This window comes from Citricoccus muralis, assembly GCF_003386075.1.
GTDB lineage: Bacteria > Actinomycetota > Actinomycetes > Actinomycetales > Micrococcaceae > Citricoccus > Citricoccus muralis.
Window position 1 is genome coordinate 2,842,045 of sequence record NZ_QREH01000001.1, and the last position, 14,922, is coordinate 2,856,966.

The following is a 14,922-nucleotide window of genomic DNA, read 5'->3' on the forward strand; positions in this document are numbered from 1 at the left end:
CTCGCTCGTACGAGGAGGGGTGCAGCTGTCCATGCCACGGAGAAGAGACCATGAAGTTCAAGGATCTGGCCAACAAGGCCCAATCATTCGCGAACAGCCCGCAGGGCCGGAAGATGATCCATCAGGCCACGAGCGCCCTCAACCGGCGTGGCAGTGGGAAGAGCCCCGGTGCGGGACGGTCGTCCGGCATCGGCCGAGTCATGGATGCCGCGCGCCGATTCACCGGTGGTCACGGTGGTCAGTCCGGCGACGGCGGTGTTGGAGGGACGAACCAGCCACCACGGAACTGAGCCGGCCCGACGGGCACAGCCCGGTAATTGAGTCGGCCGCCACCTCGCCGGTGGCAGTATCCCTTGGGACGGCCTGGCTACGTCCGAGTGAGGAGCCCTTGCTCGCGCACGGCCTCCAGTGACAGCGTCCGGTATCCCTGCTCCTCGAAGAGGACGGTGATCCGATCATCGTTGACGCTCATCACGAGGCCGCGCCCCCACTCCCGGTGCACCACTCCACTCTGGAGGGCGAACTCTGCGTCATCGTGCGTCAGGTCCTCGGCGGTGCCAGCATCACAAGCATCGCAATTGCCGCAGGGGTCGGCCAATTCCTCGCCGAAGTAGCCCAGCAGGTACTGGCGTCGGCAACCGTCGGTCTCCGCGTAGCCGCGCATCATCTCGATGCGTGAGCCGTCGATGCGCTCCATCCGCTCGGCGGTCTCCTCGGCCAGTCGGGCCGCCGTCTTCGGCCCGACTCCCTCCACCAGGGTCAGTCCCTTCCGGGAGGAGGCCACGGCGCCAGCTGCTTGCAGCAGGTTGACCGTGCCGGTGACCCGGCGGGCGCTGACGTCCACGGCGCCCTTCAGGTGGGTCAGGCGCAGGGGACCCTCTGCGCGTTGCAATTCCCGGACGACCGCGACCACCACGTTCTGATCCGCATGGTGGGTGCTGAAGAAGCTGCGCAGGCCGAGGTCCTCGCTGCGGTAGTGCAGCACCACCTGGGCCTCCTGGCCGTCGCGGCCCGCACGGCCGGCCTCCTGGTAATAGGTATCCAGCGAATCAGTGATGTCGGCGTGCACCACGAAGCGCACATCGGCCTTGTCGATGCCCATGCCGAAGGCACTCGTGGCCACCACGACGTCGACGGCGCCGTCCAGGAACCGTTGCAGGGTCTCCTCCCGATCGGCAGTCTTCAGGCCGGCGTGGTAAGCCCTGGCCGCCAGTCCCCGTTCCCTGAGCCCAGCGGCATAGTCCGCGGCGGCGCGGCGAGTCGCCGTGTAGAGCAGCCCCGGGTGTGGCAAGCCGGCGACCTGCTCCAGCACGGATTCACGTTTGCCGCTGTCCTCATGGTGACGCTCCACCGCCAGGTGCAGATTGGGCCGATCGAATCCCAGCGCGATCACGAGCGGATCATCCATGGCCAATCCCTCGACGATCTCCTGCCGGACCGGGGTCGAGGCGGTGGCGGTGAGGGCGATGATCGTCGGCGAGCCCAACCGGTGGCGGGCCGTACCGAGCCGGAGGTAATCCGGGCGGAAGTCGTGTCCCCAAGCCGAGACGCAATGCGCCTCGTCCACGGCGAGGAATGCCGGTCGAACATCACGCACTCTGGCCAGCACGTCGTCCTTGGCCAGCTGCTCCGGGGTGAGGAAGAGGAACGTCGCCTCGCCGTTCTCCACAGACTGCCAGGCCTGCTCCTGCTTCCGCGCGGAGAAAGACGAGTTGATGGCGACGGCGCGCGTGCCTGCTCCTACCGGGAGTTCGTTGAGCCCGTCCCGCTGGTCGGCCTGGAGTGCGATCAGTGGGGAGACGACCACGCAGGGGCCTTCGGCCAGTACGCCGGCAAGCTGATACACGGCCGACTTCCCGTACCCGGTGGGCATCACGGCCAGCACATCACGGCCGGATAGTGCGGCCTCCACGGCCTCCGCCTGCCTGGGGCGCAACTCGTCCCAGCCAAAGACCTCGCGGGCGTGTCGGTGAATGGCGGCATGCGTGGACTTCATGGGAGCACTCTAGAAGATCGACGCGGAAGGGCTCTTTACGGCAGGTTCCGGTCAAGCCCCAAGTAGTGGTGTAACGGTCTGATCCATCGTTGGGTTGTCAGGCGCTGAGTTCGAGTGCGGTATCGGGTTCGGTGGTCACCTCGTTTCCGGTGTCATCGACGCGGGTGAGGCGGCAGCGGTTCAGGACCTCGAGGCCGAGGTAGCGGCGTCCTTCGGCCCATTCGTCGGTCTGCTCGGCCAGTACGGCCCCGACGAGCCGGACGATGGCGTTGCGGTTGGGGAAGATGCCGACGGAGTCGGTGCGGCGTCGGATCTCGCGGTTGAGCCGCTCCTGGGGGTTGTTGGACCAGATCTGGGTCCAGACGTCCTTGGGGAAGGTGGTGAAGGCCAGGATGTCGGCCCGGGCGGCGTCGAGGTGCTCGGCCACCGCGGGCAGCTTCTCGCCCACGTAGTCGATGAGCCGGTCGAACTGGGCGTTCACCGCGGCGGCATCGGGCTGGTCATAGACCGAGTGCAGCATGGCCTTGACGGCCGGCCACATGCTCTTCGGGGTGATGCCCATCAGGTTTGCCGCGTAGTGGGTGCGGCACCGCTGCCACGCGGCGCCGGGCAGGTTGGCGGCGATGGCGTCCTTGAGCCCGGTGTGGGCGTCGGAGGTGACCAGCCGGACCCCTCCCAGGCCGCGGGCGACGAGGTCGGCGAAGAACTCGTTCCACGCCGCCCCGGTCTCCGAGGTGGCCACCCGCAGGCCCAACACCTCGCGGTGGCCGTCGCCGTTGACGCCGGTGGCCAGCAGCACCACGGCGTTGACCACGCGGCCTCCTTCGCGGACCTTCATCGTCAGGGCGTCGGCGGCCACGAAGGTGAACGGCCCGGCCGTATCCAGGGGGCGGTGGCGGAAGGCCTCGACCTGTTCGTCGAGGTCTTTGGCCATCCGCGAGACCTGGGACTTGGACAGCGCGTTGATCCCGAGGGTCTTGACCAGTTTGTCCATCCGGCGGTGGAGACCCCGGCGAGGTAGCAGTCCGCCACCACGGTGATCAACGCCGACTCGGCGCGCTTGCGCCGTTCCAGCAGCCACTCGGGGAAGTACGTCCCAGAGCGCAGCTTGGGGATGGCCACGTCGATGGTCCCGACCCGGGTGTCCAGCTCGCGGTGGCGGTAGCCGTTGCGCTGGGCGGTGCGGGTCGTGGCGGGCTGGCCCCACTCGGCCCCGACCACCGCGTCGGCATCAGCGCAGAGCAGGGAGTTGATCACGGTCTGCAGCAGGTGGCGCATCATGTCCGGGGAGGCCTCGGACAGGGCTTCACTGAGCAGGCCGGCAGGGTCGACAATATGAGGAGCGGTCACCGTGGTGACTCCTTTCGAGGATTCTGTGCAAGGTTGACTCGAAGGATCACACCGGTGGCCGCGTCTACGTCTGGATCGACGTGCCGGACCACCGGGCGTTACACCACTGTGAGGCTCTACTCAGGTTCCGGAGTTGGAACGGTAGGAGAGACCAGAAGGATGACTCATCGGAAGGAAGATACAACATGTCAGGAAACCTTTTCGCCCGATCTATCCACGACCTGACTGCCGGAGCATGGTTCGGTGGTTCCCTGATGGGAGCCGTGGGACTGAATGGTGCCACCGCCGAAGCGGCAGATCCCGCCGAACGCACGCGACTGTCCAGCCTGGGCTGGAAGAAATGGACACCGGTACAGACGGCAGCCTGCACCGCTCATCTGGCGTCTCTGGTGCCCATCCTCTGGGAGAACAAGGGCCGCTACGCGACCCAAGACGGCGTCATGCGATGGACCTGGATCAAGTTCGGCGTGACGGTCGCCGGGGCCGGTGTGACCCTCTATTCCGGGATGCTCGGCAAGAAGGTAGATGAGTTGTCACACCAGGGCTCCGAGGGTGCCACGGAACCGGCTCCGACCGCGTCGCCAGAGCTCAAGCAGGCGCAGAACCAATTGCGCCAACTGCAATGGGCCATACCGGTCCTGGCCGGCACCGTTGTTGTCCTCGGAGCCAAACACGGCGAGATGCAGCGGCCCAAGAACGTGACGCACGGACTCCTGAAGAGGTGAAGGGCAGGCCGACCCGCGTCTCCGGTTCCGACCTGGGGTCCAGAGCCGGAGACGCGTGTCAGTCAACGAGCCGGCAGAGCTTACCGGTCCAGTTGCTGGCGCCGGGAGGAGATCACCCCGGTGTTGAAGCCGGCCAAGTTGAGGCCGCCGTGGAAGCGGGCGTGCTCGATCTTCACGCAACGGTCCATGACCATGTTCATCCCGCCCGATTCGGCCGCGTGAGCGGCGTCCTCGTTCCAGATGCCGAGCTGGAGCCAGACGGTCTTCGCACCGATGGCACGGGCCTCCTCCACGATGCCGGGGGTGTCCTCGGCTTTGCGGAAGACCTCCACCAGGTCCGGCACCACGGGCAGGTCCGCCAGTGAGGCGTAGACCCGGTGGCCGAGGATCTCGGTGCCCTTCTCCGCGAGGATCGGGTTGATGAAGTACAGGTCGAACGTCGTCGAGCTGTTCAGGTAGGTCGCCACGAAGTAGGACGCGCGGGCCGGCTTGTCCGAGGCGCCGACGATGGCGATGGACTTCGCCTCGCGCAGCAGGCGCAGCCTCTCGGGTGCGGACGGGCCGGTCCAGGTGCGGTCAGGCAGTGCGGTGCTCATTCGGAGACCTCCTCGGTGGCGGGGACAGTGCTGGCGGCGCCGTTCACGGCGGCCTCGAGGGCTTGGTCCAGGTCCCAGAGGATGTCCTCCACGTCCTCGATGCCCACGGACAGGCGGATCAGGTCCTCCGGAACGCCCGCGGAGACGAGCTGCTCAGCGCTCAGCTGCTGGTGCGTGGTGGAGGCAGGGTGCAGCACGAGGGTCTTCGCATCGCCGATGTTGGCCAGGTGGCTGGCCAACTGGAGGTGCGAGATGAAGGAGGCGCCGGCGTCGCGCCCTCCCTTGACCCCGAAGCTGAACACGGAGCCCACACCCAGCGGGAGCAATTCCTTGCCGCGCTCGTGGTGCGGGTGGGAGGGCAGGCCGGCGAAGTTCACCCAGGAGATGCGATCGTCGGCCTCGAGCCACTCGGCCACCCGTTGGGCGTTGGCCAGGTGGGCGTCCATGCGCTGAGCGAGGGTCTCGATACCGAGCATGAGCTGCTGGGCGGAGGCCGGCGGAAGGGCGGGCCCGAAATCGCGCAGCTGCTCGGAACGCAGCTTGGTCAGGAAGCCGTACTCGCCGAAGTTGCCCCACCAGGAGACGCCACCGTACGAGGGCACGGGCTCGGTCATGGCCGGGAACTTGCCGTTGTCCCACGGGAACAGCCCGGACTCGACAACGACGCCCCCCAGGGTGGTGCCATGGCCGCCGAGGAACTTGGTGGCGGAGTGGATGACGATGTCCGCACCGTGCTCGAAGGGGCGGATCAGGTACGGCGGGGTCAGGGTGGCATCCACGATCAGGGGCACCCCGGCCGCGTGGGCCACGCGGGCCAGGCCGGGCAGGTCCACGATGTCCCCCGAGGGGTTGGCCACGATCTCCGTGTAGACGGCTTTGGTGTTCGGCTGGATGGCGGCCTCGAAGTCCGCCGCCTCCATCGAGTCCACGAAGGTGGTCTCCACCCCGAAGCGGCGCAGCGAGACGTCCAGCTGCGTGATGGTGCCGCCGTAGAGCTTGGACGAGGCCACGATGTGGTCCCCGGCGCCGGCCAGGGCGGCGAAGGTGACGAACTCGGCAGACATGCCGGACGCCGTCGCGACCGCGCCGATTCCCCCTTCCAGCGCCGCCATGCGCTCCTCGAAGGCGGCGACCGTGGGATTGCCGATGCGGGAGTAGATGTTGCCGTACTTCTGCAGAGCAAACAGGTTCGCGGCGTCCTGCGCGGACTCGAAGACGTAGGAGGTGGTCTGGTGGATCGGCACGGCGCGGGAGCCGTGCACGGCATCAGGGACGGCGCCGGCATGCAGCGCGCGGGTACGGAAGCCGAACTGGTGTTCTGCCACGAAGATCCTTCCAGCGGGTACAGGGTCGGGGTGCGGTGCGCCAAGGCGATGCCGGGTGGTGATGCCTGGCGCAACGGTCCCGTTGCGTTCATTGTTCCCGACGCCGGCCCGTTCCCCTTAACTGGGGGTCGAAAGATGACCTGGGGCCGACCTTGACCTTGACAGTGGTGTGAAGGCTGCAGACTGAAACCGACGGGGGCGGCAGGCGTCACTGTAAACCAAGGAGGATCGCATGACTCGCATGGGCATCATCGGCAGTGGATCAATCGGGGCGGGGCTTGCCCGGCTGGCCGTCGCGGCCGGCCACGACATCATGATCGCGAACTCGCGCGGCCCTGAGACGCTCGCAGCACTCGTGAGCGACCTCGGCACCGGAGCTCAGGCTGGAACCGTGGACGAGGCTGCCCGGTATGGCGACCTCACGATCCTCGCGATCCCGCTGTCGGCCTATGAGTCTCTTCCGGCCGAGGCGCTGTCCGGCCGTACCGTGCTCTCGACGGGCAACTACTACCCCAGCCGCGACGGACGGATCACCGTGCTCGACTCGCTGGATCTCGCGACCGCCGAATATGAGGCGACGCTTCTGCCTGGCGCGGAGATCGTGAAGGCATTCAACAACATCGTCGCCCACCACATCCCCTCGCTCGCTCGCCCGGCAGGGGCGCAGGACCGTTCGGGTATGGCCGTGTCCGGTGACTCCGACGAAGCCACAGCGCTCGTCTCGGAGGTCGTCGACAGCTTCGGGTTCGATCCGGTCGATGCCGGTCCGCTGGCTGAGTCCTGGCGGGTCGAGCCGGAATCGGGCGCGTATACGTTATCTACGCCGCCGATCCCGAGTCGTTCTACTCGAACTTCTCCGCGGACACCGGCGCACCAGTCCCCGCGCCGCGGCTTCGCGAGTTGATCGACTCCTCCACCCGCCCGGCGGTGGCCGAGCGGCAGTTCTGAAGGAGTGTCCATGAGGATCGGTGAGCTGGCCCAGAAGACCGGGGTGCCCGCGCGCATGCTCAGGTACTACGAGGAACAAGGCCTCATCGCGCCGCGTCGTCTCCAGAACGGCTACCGGGAGTACGAGGACTACCTGGTCCACCGGGTTCGCAAGATCCGCGGACTGCTCGACTCCGGGATCCCGACCCGGATCATCGGCGATATGTTGCCCTGCTTGAACAACACCGAGGCCACCGTGGTCGCGGACCCCGACCCGGAACTGCGGGAGATGCTCGTCGAGCAACGAGGCAAGAGGACGGAGCGCATCTCGTTCCTTGAACAGAACCGGGACGCCCTGACCCGCTACATCGAAGCCATGGACCGCGCCGTCCCGGCGTCCGCAGCGTCCTGAAGGACGCCGTCGTCGAGCGTGCCCGTGTCATGCAACACCACGCTGTGATCCAGCGGGACGCGCCCGATGTCGAGGCTGCGCAAAGGTGAATCCGGGTCAGCCGTTCCGAACGCGATGCCGAAGAGCAGCTTCTGGTCGCTAGGCACCCCGAGCGTCCTGCGCACCGTGTCGGCGTACATGCCATGGACCGCCTGAGGGATCCCCTGGTACCCGTGGCCGTGTAGCGATAGCAGGAAGTTCTGCGCGTACATACCCACATCGCTGGCCGCACGCACCCCATCCCCGAGCTGCGGGACGAACATCATTGCTACGTGCGGTGCACCGTAGAAGCGTAAGTTCTCGCGCACGACTTCGTTGCGACCAGCGCGATCGTCGCGCGCGATGCCACGGACCCCATACGTCGCGGCAGCAAGGCGCTGGGAGCGCTCGAGATGCACGCCGTCGCCATAGGTCTCGGTGAAGTCAGGAGAGCGTATGCCGGCATCGTGAGCTTCCAACAACGCCGAACTCAACGTGTCCCGCGCGGCCCCGGAGGCGACATGCGTGGTCCACGGTTGCGTGTTGCTGTGTGATGGCGCCCAGCGAGCGTCCTCGAGCACCTCACGGATCACATCTCCGGGCAAGGGATCAGACAGGAAAGCGCGCGGCGAGCGACGCGAACGGATGGCCTCGGTGATCGTGGACATGCAGGTGGACCTCTCTGACGGGGCGACGGTGAGCGCTCTGGGGAGGAGCAAGGCCATCGTTCAACATTCACACTGATGTGAAGGTCAAGTCGGCACCAAGAGATCTTCGGCACGGACTCGCGAGCCATCCCCAAAAGGCGCCACGCGGTCGCAGCTTTTCTCCGCGAAGCGCGTGCACATAGGTTGTGCGCATGGACATGACCGCCGCTTTCGATGCCTCCGGACCGGTCCGCCTGCTGTTGCTGGCGGACACTCACGTCCCCACCCGGGCGCGCGCCCTGCCTGCGCAGGTGTGGCAGGCCGTGGAGGCGGCCGACGTCGTCTTCCATGCCGGGGACTGGCAGGTCCCCGAGGTGCTGGACGAACTCAAAAGCCGTGCCCATCGCCTGGTGGGCGTGTGGGGCAACAACGACGGCGAGGAGTTGCGCCGGCGACTGCCGGAGATCGCGCGGGTGGAGATCAATGGTGTACGGTTCGCCATGACGCACGAGACCGGGGCGGCCCGTGGCCGGGAGCAGCGGATGGCCACCGCGTTCCCGGAGGACGATGTCCTCATCTTCGGCCACAGCCACATCCCTTGGAACACCGTGGCCGGGGAGGGGACGGCCAACCCCGGGCTGCGGCTGCTGAACCCCGGCTCGCCGACAGACCGGCGACGCCAGCCCGAGTGCACCGTGATGACCGCTACGGTGCAGGACGGGCGGTTGGTGGACGCCCGGCTGGTCCCGGTGGATCGGACACCCTGAGCCCGACCGCCAGATGAGCAGGGTCTGCGGGTTGCGGTTCAGGTCCCGCAATAGGTGCGGTACTGACCGAAGTCCTCCGGCGGGGGTTCGGCGTAGCGCTCGAACCCGGGGCGCTCGCGGAAGGGGTCGCTGACGGCCTCCAGCAGACGGTGCAGAGGCGCCAGGTCATCGGCCGTCGCAGCCTCGAGGGCCTCCTCGACCAGATGGTTGCGGGGGATATAGACCGGATTCGCGCGGCCCATCACCTCGGGATCCGGGGTGAAGGACTGCCAGCGCTCGATCCAGGCGTCGAGGGCGGGCCGGTCGGTGAACACGTCCCGGACCGGACCCAGGTCTCCGCGGGCGGCCTGGCCGAGGCGGCGGAAGAACTGCGTGTAGTCGATGTGGTCCTGGTGCAGCAGGGCGAGTAGGTCATCGATCAGCGGGCTCACGGCCTCGTCTGGAGCGTCCGACAGCAAGCCCAGCTTGCGGCGCATTCCGGCCGAGAAGGCAGTCCCGAACTCCCGGGGGAACTCTCCCAGGGCCTCCGTGGCCAGGGTGACGGCCTGGTCCTGGTCCCCGTGCAGCAGTGGCAGCAGGGCTTCGGCGAAACGAGCCAGGTTCCACTGGGCGACCGCCGGCTGATTTCCGTAGGCGTACCGCCCGCCCGTGTCGATGGAGCTGTAGACGGCGTTGCGGTCGAAAGCGTCTATGAAGGCGCAAGGACCGTAGTCGATGGTCTCACCGGAGATGGTCATGTTGTCCGTATTCATCACCCCGTGCACGAAGCCCACCAGCAGCCACTGGGCCACGAGGCCGGCCTGCGCCGCCATCACGCCGCGGAGCAGGGACAGGTAGGGGTTCTCGTCCTGGGCCGCCGCCGGGTGGTGAAGTTCCACGGCCTGGTCCGCCAGACGGCGGAGGACGGCTGGGTCTTCGTGATGGCGGGCGTACTGGAAGCTGCCCACGCGCAGGTGGCTGGCCGCCACGCGGGTGAGCACGGCCCCCCGCAGCGGGCCCTCCTCGCGCAGGACGGTCTGGCCGGTGGCGACGACGGCCAGCGAGCGGGTGGTGGGGATGCCGAGTCCGTGCATGGCCTCGCTGATGAGGTACTCCCGGAGCATGGGCCCGACGACGGCCCTCCCGTCCCCGCCGCGCGCGAAGGGCGTGCGCCCGGAACCCTTGAGGTGGACGTCCCGCCGGTGGCCGCCGGTGTCCGTGATCTCGCCCAGCAAGAGGGCCCGGCCGTCGCCCAGCCGGGGGACGTAGGAGCCGAACTGGTGCCCCGCGTAGGCCTGGGCCACGGGCGAGGCATCCTCGGGCACGCGGTTGCCGGTCAGGAGTCCGATGCCGTCCTGGCTGCGAAGCCACTCCGGGTTCAGGCCGAGATCGGCGGCCAACGGTTCATTGACCACCAGCAGTCGTGGCTCCGGGGGCTCCTCGGCCTGCCACGGGATGGCCAGTTCGGGCAGATCGGAGGCGAAGTTCGCCTGCAGGGACAGGGTGGGTTGTGGAATACGGCTCACGCTCTCCACGGTATCCGGGCGCCGCGGCAGGAAACGAGGGGCCGTCGTCGTGACGTTTGCCCGATCACCTCCACGACGACTGCACTCACCCGGTCACCGAATCAGGAGCGCCCGTGGCGGCGCGCCTCGGCCACGGCGCCTTCGATGCCCCCGGTCCACTGTTGGCCATGGCCAGTCAGAACCGTGCCGGCCTGCGTCTGTGCCAAGGCGTCCAGGCTCCGTAGAGCCAGGTCGCTGTCTGCGGTGGCCGCCCCGGCGACGATCCGGGGCCCGGCCTCCCCGGTGTACGGGTCCAGCGTCACCAGGGCGTCACCGGTCAGCAGGACGTCCCGGTCGGGCAGGTGGAGCGCGCAGTGGCCGGCAGTGTGGCCAGGGCTGGGGACCACGCGGGGGCGGCCCGGTACCGGCACCGTGGCGGCGGCGCCGAACTCGTCAGTGATCTGCACGCCCTTCACGGCCAGGGCTCCGGCGAAGAGCATGGACGTCAGGATCGGCACGGCCCGGGGATGCTTCAGCGGGTACGTGGCGCGGGGGTTCTCATGGGCGTACCGGTAGGGGTGGGCCGCCAAGGTGCGCTCGTCCCGGTGGCCGTACACCGGTACCCCCAGCCGCTGGACCAGTCGCCGCGCGACGCCCACGTGGTCGAAGTGGGCGTGGGTGAGCACCAAAGCCTTCACGTCCTCCGGCTGTCGACCGACGGCGCGGATCGCCTGGCCCAGTTCGGTCCAGACCCCCGGCAGGCCGGCATCGACGAGGGTCAGTCCCTCCTCATCCTCCACGAGATAGCAGTTGACGTTGGCATGCTCGATCAGGTGCACTCCGGGGGCGATATCTGGGGTGAACATGGTCCCTCCTGGGTCTGGCATCCGTGTCCGCGGTCCACCGTAGTCAGCTGCCCCGGGGTACGGGGAAGGGCCGGTCCGCGCCTTTGAGATCTTCACCCTGCCGCGGCCCCTGCGTCATGATCGGACCACGGTCAACCACCTGTGGAATTCACGCCTGACGAAAGGAACCGTCATGTCCACGTCGTCGCAGCATCCCACCACACCCGCCCGGCCTGCCGCCGGCGAGGACAGGGCTGGTCGCAGCCCCGTCCAGATCGTAGCCATGGTGTACGGCGTGGTTTTCCTGCTGGTCGGCATCGCCGGGTTCATCCCCGGCCTGACCACCAACTACGAGACCCTGCAATTCGCCGGACACCACTCCGAAGCCATGCTGATGGGGGTCTTCCAGGTCTCGATCCTGCACAACATCGTCCACCTGCTCTTCGGCATCGCCGGACTTGCCCTGGCCAGGACGGGCACCATGGCGCGGCACTACCTGTTGTGGGGCGGCGTGATCTACCTGGTGCTGTGGTTGTACGGCCTGTTCATCGGCCACGACTCACCCGGGAACTTCGTGCCTCTCAATGACGCCGACAATTGGCTGCATCTGGGCCTGGGCGTGACGATGGTGGCGTTGTCCTTCCTGCCACGGTTCTCCTCTGATCGGCCTGATCGGATGGAGTCGCGCTGACACAGGGACTGGCGGGGGAGAAGGCGCCGCGTCAGGTGACCGCGAAAACGAGCGCCAACGGGCCGCCCACGAACACCACGAGGAACACGATCACGGTGATCCGGCCGGCCCGGTTGCCCACGTTGATGGTGGCTCCGGTGCCGTAGCCCTCCCGCTTGGGGACCAGGATCAGGGGCTCATCCGGGTTGTTGTAGATGCCCCCGGGCAGCCAGAGCTTCTCCTCGGCCTGCTCCTCGGCGGTGGGAGTGAAGCCGTGCTCGCTGGACTGGGCGTCTGCCCAGCGGCTCCAGCGCCGGTAGGGCAGGAAGATCATCACGAAGATCAGGATGAGGTAGAGGGCCATCGGCCACTGGAAAGAGACCTCTTCCGGCGTGAACCAGCCTTGGACGCCGAGGTACCCGACGAACAGCACGGTCAAGAGGGAGATCCAGCCCAGCACGGAGATGGTGGCGCGCTCGGCACCCTCCAGCCGGTATCGCTTCCAGGCCGAGGGATCCTTCGGCGGGTTCATCAGCGCCGGGATGATCAGCGCCAGGACAGCCATCAGCGCGGTGGTGCCGGCGGCGATCATCTGCGGCATGAACACGGTGCCGAAGGACTTCTCCTCCCAGGCATCGGGCACCCCGCCGGGGCCCCAGTGCGTGGGAATGGTCTCGGGTAGGTCGGGGTAGATCCGGAGTCCCCAGATGACGATGGCGGCCAACGCGATCAGGCTCAGCAGGAACGGGATCCACGCGACTGACCTGCCCTGGCGGAGTCCGGGCAGGGCGGTGCTTTTGTCATCGGTCACGCCCCGATCCTAACCGTGACCCGCCAACCGGCCCGCCGCTGGTCAGGCGCCGGTTGAGGCGCCGTGGACGGCGGCGGGCCGGAGGGTTGGCCGGATGGTGGGGCGGAGCGGGGGCCGGGTCAGGTGGTGGCGAAGCGGCCCGTCGTCGGGAACCGCTCCCAGACCCGGTGCGCCGGCATCAGGTTCAGCAGCTGCTGAACCGCCTCCTCGGCTCCGGACCCGGTGACGACGCCGGCTCCCTCCAGGTACCCGGTCGTGCGCAGCACGTCCTCGCCGGCCCCGTAGGCGCCGATGGCCTTGGCCTGGCGCCACACCTCGCCCAGCAACAGGGAGACCCGGGGATCGATGCCGTCCGGGGTGGAGGCCCCGACCTTGCTGTCGAGCCCATTGGCGGCGTCCGGGGCCGGCGGCGTCGCCGAGGCGACCAGGACGGCGTCGAACTCGATGGACCGGGCGGTGAGATAGGTGCGTTGGGCCACCAGATCCTTGCCCAGTAACCGCGTGGCGGCCTCCCCGCCGCTCGGCGCGATGATCAGCGGCACCAATCCGGCCTGGTGCACCGAGGTGACCGTGCCGGACAGCTCGCCGGCATCGACGTCCGGCCCGACCACGATGCCCACCTGCCGTCCGTCGAGCGGCCATTCCCGGCCCACCTGGGACAGCGCCGGGGACGGCACGACGTCGGCCGGGGACTCCGCCGGCTTCGGCACCGGCAGGCCCAGCCCGTCCGCGACGACCTGCGCCAGGGTCGGGTCGATCGCGGCCAGGGCCTTCAGCTGGCGCTCGCGGATGGCCTGTTCGTAGCACTTGCCGAGCTCGAAGGTGTAGGCCTGCGCCACGTGCTCCTTCTCCACCTCGGACAGGGACTGGAAGAACAGCCGGGCCTGGCTGAAGTGGTCCTCGAAGGAGGCCGGCAGGGCCCGTTCCTTCACGGAGGCCGGCACCGGGGCGGGGTGATCGATGAAGGGCCGGTCGCCGTCGGGCGTCTCGAAGGGGTTGCCGCCGTCCAGCGAGTTCGGCCGATAGGGGGCCACCCCGGCGTGCACGGCGGTCTGGTGCATGCCGTCCCGCAGCATGTCATTCACAGCCGCGTGAGGGCGGTTGATGGGCAGTTGGTTCCAGTTCGGCCCGCCGAGGCGGGTGATCTGGGTGTCCAGGTAGGAGAACAGGCGCCCCTGCAGCAGCGGGTCATTGGTGACATCGATGCCGGGGACGAGGTTGTTCGGATTGAAGGCCACCTGCTCGGTCTCGGCGAAGAAGTTGGTGGTGTTGCGGTTCAGGGTCATCTTCCCGATCGGTTCCACCGGCACCAGTTCCTCCGGCACGATCTTGGTGGGATCGAGCAGGTCGATCCCGGCGAACATCTGGTCCTCGGTGTCCTCGAAGACCTGGACGCCCAGCTCCCACTCCGGGAACGCGCCGGCCTCGATGGCGTCGGCCAGGTCGCGGCGGTGGAAGTCCGGATCGGCTCCGCTGATGATCTGGGCCTCCTCCCAGGTCACCGAGTGCACCCCGAGCTTCGGCTTCCAGTGAAACTTCACCAGCACGGTGGAGCCGTCCTGCGCGATGAGACGGAAGGTGTGGATGCCGAAGCCCTCCATCATCCGGTAGGACCGCGGAATGCCGCGGTCCGCCATGTTCCACATGGTGTGGTGCTGGGCCTCGGTGTGCAGGGAGACGAAGTCCCAGAACGTGTCATGGGCGGACTGGGCCTGGGGGATCTCGCGATCCGGGTGCGGCTTGACGGCGTGGACGACGTCCGGGAACTTGAGGGCGTCCTGGATGAAGAACACCGGGATGTTGTTGCCGACCAGATCCCAGGTGCCCTCGTCCGTGTAGAACTTGGTGGCGAAGCCCCGGGTGTCCCGGGCCAGGTCCGAAGACCCGCGGGAGCCGACCACGGTGGAGAAGCGGACGAAGACCTCCGTCTCCTTGTCCTGGGCGAACACCCCGGCCCGGCTGATCTTCGACGCGGTGCCGTATCCCCGGAACACGCCATGGGCTCCGGAGCCGCGGGCATGGACCACGCGCTCGGGGATCCGCTCGTGGTCGAAGTGGCTGATCTTCTCGCGGAAGTGGTGGTCCTGGAGCAGGATCGGGCCGCGGTTGCCGGCCTTCAGGGAATGGTCTGAGTCTTTGAGGCGGGCACCGTGGGCGGTGGTCAGGAACTTCCCGCCCTGGGCCATCTTGTCCTGCGGTGTGCCCGTCTCCTGGCCGGTGGGGGACACGGTGGCGGGCCCGGACTGGTCCGGGGAGGGCGGCAGCGGTCCGGCCGGGGTGGTCGGTTCCGCGACAGGGGGAGTGGCTGAGCCGGGCGAGCCAGGGATGCGGGGCTGCTTGTCGGGCATG

General features: G+C 68.1%; 13 protein-coding genes and 1 pseudogene. 5 read left to right on the forward strand and 9 right to left on the reverse strand.

The annotated features are described in order from the left end of the window. Positions 1–367 precede the first annotated feature (367 nt). The gene (locus C8E99_RS12665; protein ID WP_115932581.1) at positions 368–1,996 is read right to left on the reverse strand and encodes a RecQ family ATP-dependent DNA helicase; all 1,629 of its coding nucleotides are present in this window, start codon (positions 1,994–1,996) and stop codon (positions 368–370) included. A gap of 97 nt (positions 1,997–2,093) precedes the next feature. Then, positions 2,094–3,346 (reverse strand): annotated as a pseudogene (locus C8E99_RS12670) (IS256 family transposase). A gap of 185 nt (positions 3,347–3,531) precedes the next feature. Between C8E99_RS12670 and C8E99_RS12675 the strand changes: the two are divergent. Beyond that, entirely contained in the window at positions 3,532–4,071 is a 540-nt protein-coding gene (locus C8E99_RS12675) for a hypothetical protein (RefSeq protein ID WP_115932582.1), read from the forward strand. A gap of 80 nt (positions 4,072–4,151) precedes the next feature. Here C8E99_RS12675 and C8E99_RS12680 read toward each other — a convergent pair whose 3' ends face one another. Together C8E99_RS12680 and C8E99_RS12685 are read right to left on the reverse strand one after the other, a co-directional pair. Next, positions 4,152–4,667, reverse strand: coding sequence for a CoA-binding protein (locus tag C8E99_RS12680; protein WP_115932583.1), 516 nt, complete (start codon positions 4,665–4,667; stop codon positions 4,152–4,154). After that, entirely contained in the window at positions 4,664–5,992 is a 1,329-nt protein-coding gene (locus C8E99_RS12685; protein WP_115932584.1) for an O-acetylhomoserine aminocarboxypropyltransferase/cysteine synthase family protein, read from the reverse strand. Before C8E99_RS12685 ends, C8E99_RS12680 begins: the two co-directional genes overlap by 4 nt. A gap of 232 nt (positions 5,993–6,224) precedes the next feature. Here C8E99_RS12685 and C8E99_RS12690 point away from each other — a divergent pair, with 232 nt between their 5' ends. Then, positions 6,225–6,896: an NADPH-dependent F420 reductase gene (locus C8E99_RS12690; RefSeq protein WP_211309046.1), complete on the forward strand. Its 672-nt coding sequence runs from the start codon at positions 6,225–6,227 to the stop codon at positions 6,894–6,896. Positions 6,897–6,950: 54 nt separating this feature from the next. Next, a complete protein-coding gene (locus C8E99_RS12695) occupies positions 6,951–7,331 on the forward strand; it encodes a MerR family transcriptional regulator (RefSeq protein ID WP_115932585.1) in 381 nt (126 codons plus the stop codon). Here the strand turns inward: C8E99_RS12695 and C8E99_RS12700 are convergent. After that, on the reverse strand, positions 7,283–8,017 hold the full coding sequence (locus C8E99_RS12700; RefSeq protein ID WP_115933476.1) for a nitroreductase: 735 nt from the start codon (positions 8,015–8,017) through the stop codon (positions 7,283–7,285). The two genes, C8E99_RS12695 and C8E99_RS12700, sit on opposite strands and share 49 nt — an antisense overlap. A gap of 191 nt (positions 8,018–8,208) precedes the next feature. Here C8E99_RS12700 and C8E99_RS12705 point away from each other — a divergent pair, with 191 nt between their 5' ends. After that, positions 8,209–8,763 (forward strand): metallophosphoesterase family protein, encoded by a 555-nt coding sequence (locus tag C8E99_RS12705; RefSeq protein WP_245952321.1) that lies wholly within the window; start codon positions 8,209–8,211, stop codon positions 8,761–8,763. A gap of 38 nt (positions 8,764–8,801) precedes the next feature. On the opposite strand, the gene C8E99_RS12710 is transcribed toward C8E99_RS12705, so the two are convergent. Both C8E99_RS12710 and C8E99_RS12715 read right to left on the reverse strand, forming a co-directional pair. After that, positions 8,802–10,268, reverse strand: a complete 1,467-nt coding sequence (locus C8E99_RS12710; protein WP_115932586.1) for a protein adenylyltransferase SelO — start codon at positions 10,266–10,268, stop codon at positions 8,802–8,804. Between the two features lie 101 nt (positions 10,269–10,369). Beyond that, complete coding sequence (locus C8E99_RS12715) at positions 10,370–11,113, reverse strand: MBL fold metallo-hydrolase (protein WP_115932587.1); 744 nt, start codon at positions 11,111–11,113, stop codon at positions 10,370–10,372. A gap of 172 nt (positions 11,114–11,285) precedes the next feature. Between C8E99_RS12715 and C8E99_RS12720 the strand changes: the two genes are divergently transcribed. Continuing rightward, entirely contained in the window at positions 11,286–11,783 is a 498-nt protein-coding gene (locus C8E99_RS12720; RefSeq protein ID WP_115932588.1) for a DUF4383 domain-containing protein, read from the forward strand. 31 nt (positions 11,784–11,814) lie between these two features. Here the strand turns inward: C8E99_RS12720 and C8E99_RS12725 are convergent, their stop codons facing one another. Next, on the reverse strand, positions 11,815–12,573 hold the full coding sequence (locus C8E99_RS12725) for a DUF1648 domain-containing protein (protein ID WP_115932589.1): 759 nt from the start codon (positions 12,571–12,573) through the stop codon (positions 11,815–11,817). Positions 12,574–12,692: 119 nt separating this feature from the next. Continuing rightward, positions 12,693–14,921 carry a catalase gene (locus C8E99_RS12730; RefSeq protein ID WP_115932590.1) on the reverse strand — a complete coding sequence of 743 codons (2,229 nt, stop codon included), beginning with the start codon at positions 14,919–14,921 and terminating at the stop codon, positions 12,693–12,695. Position 14,922 lies beyond the last annotated feature (1 nt).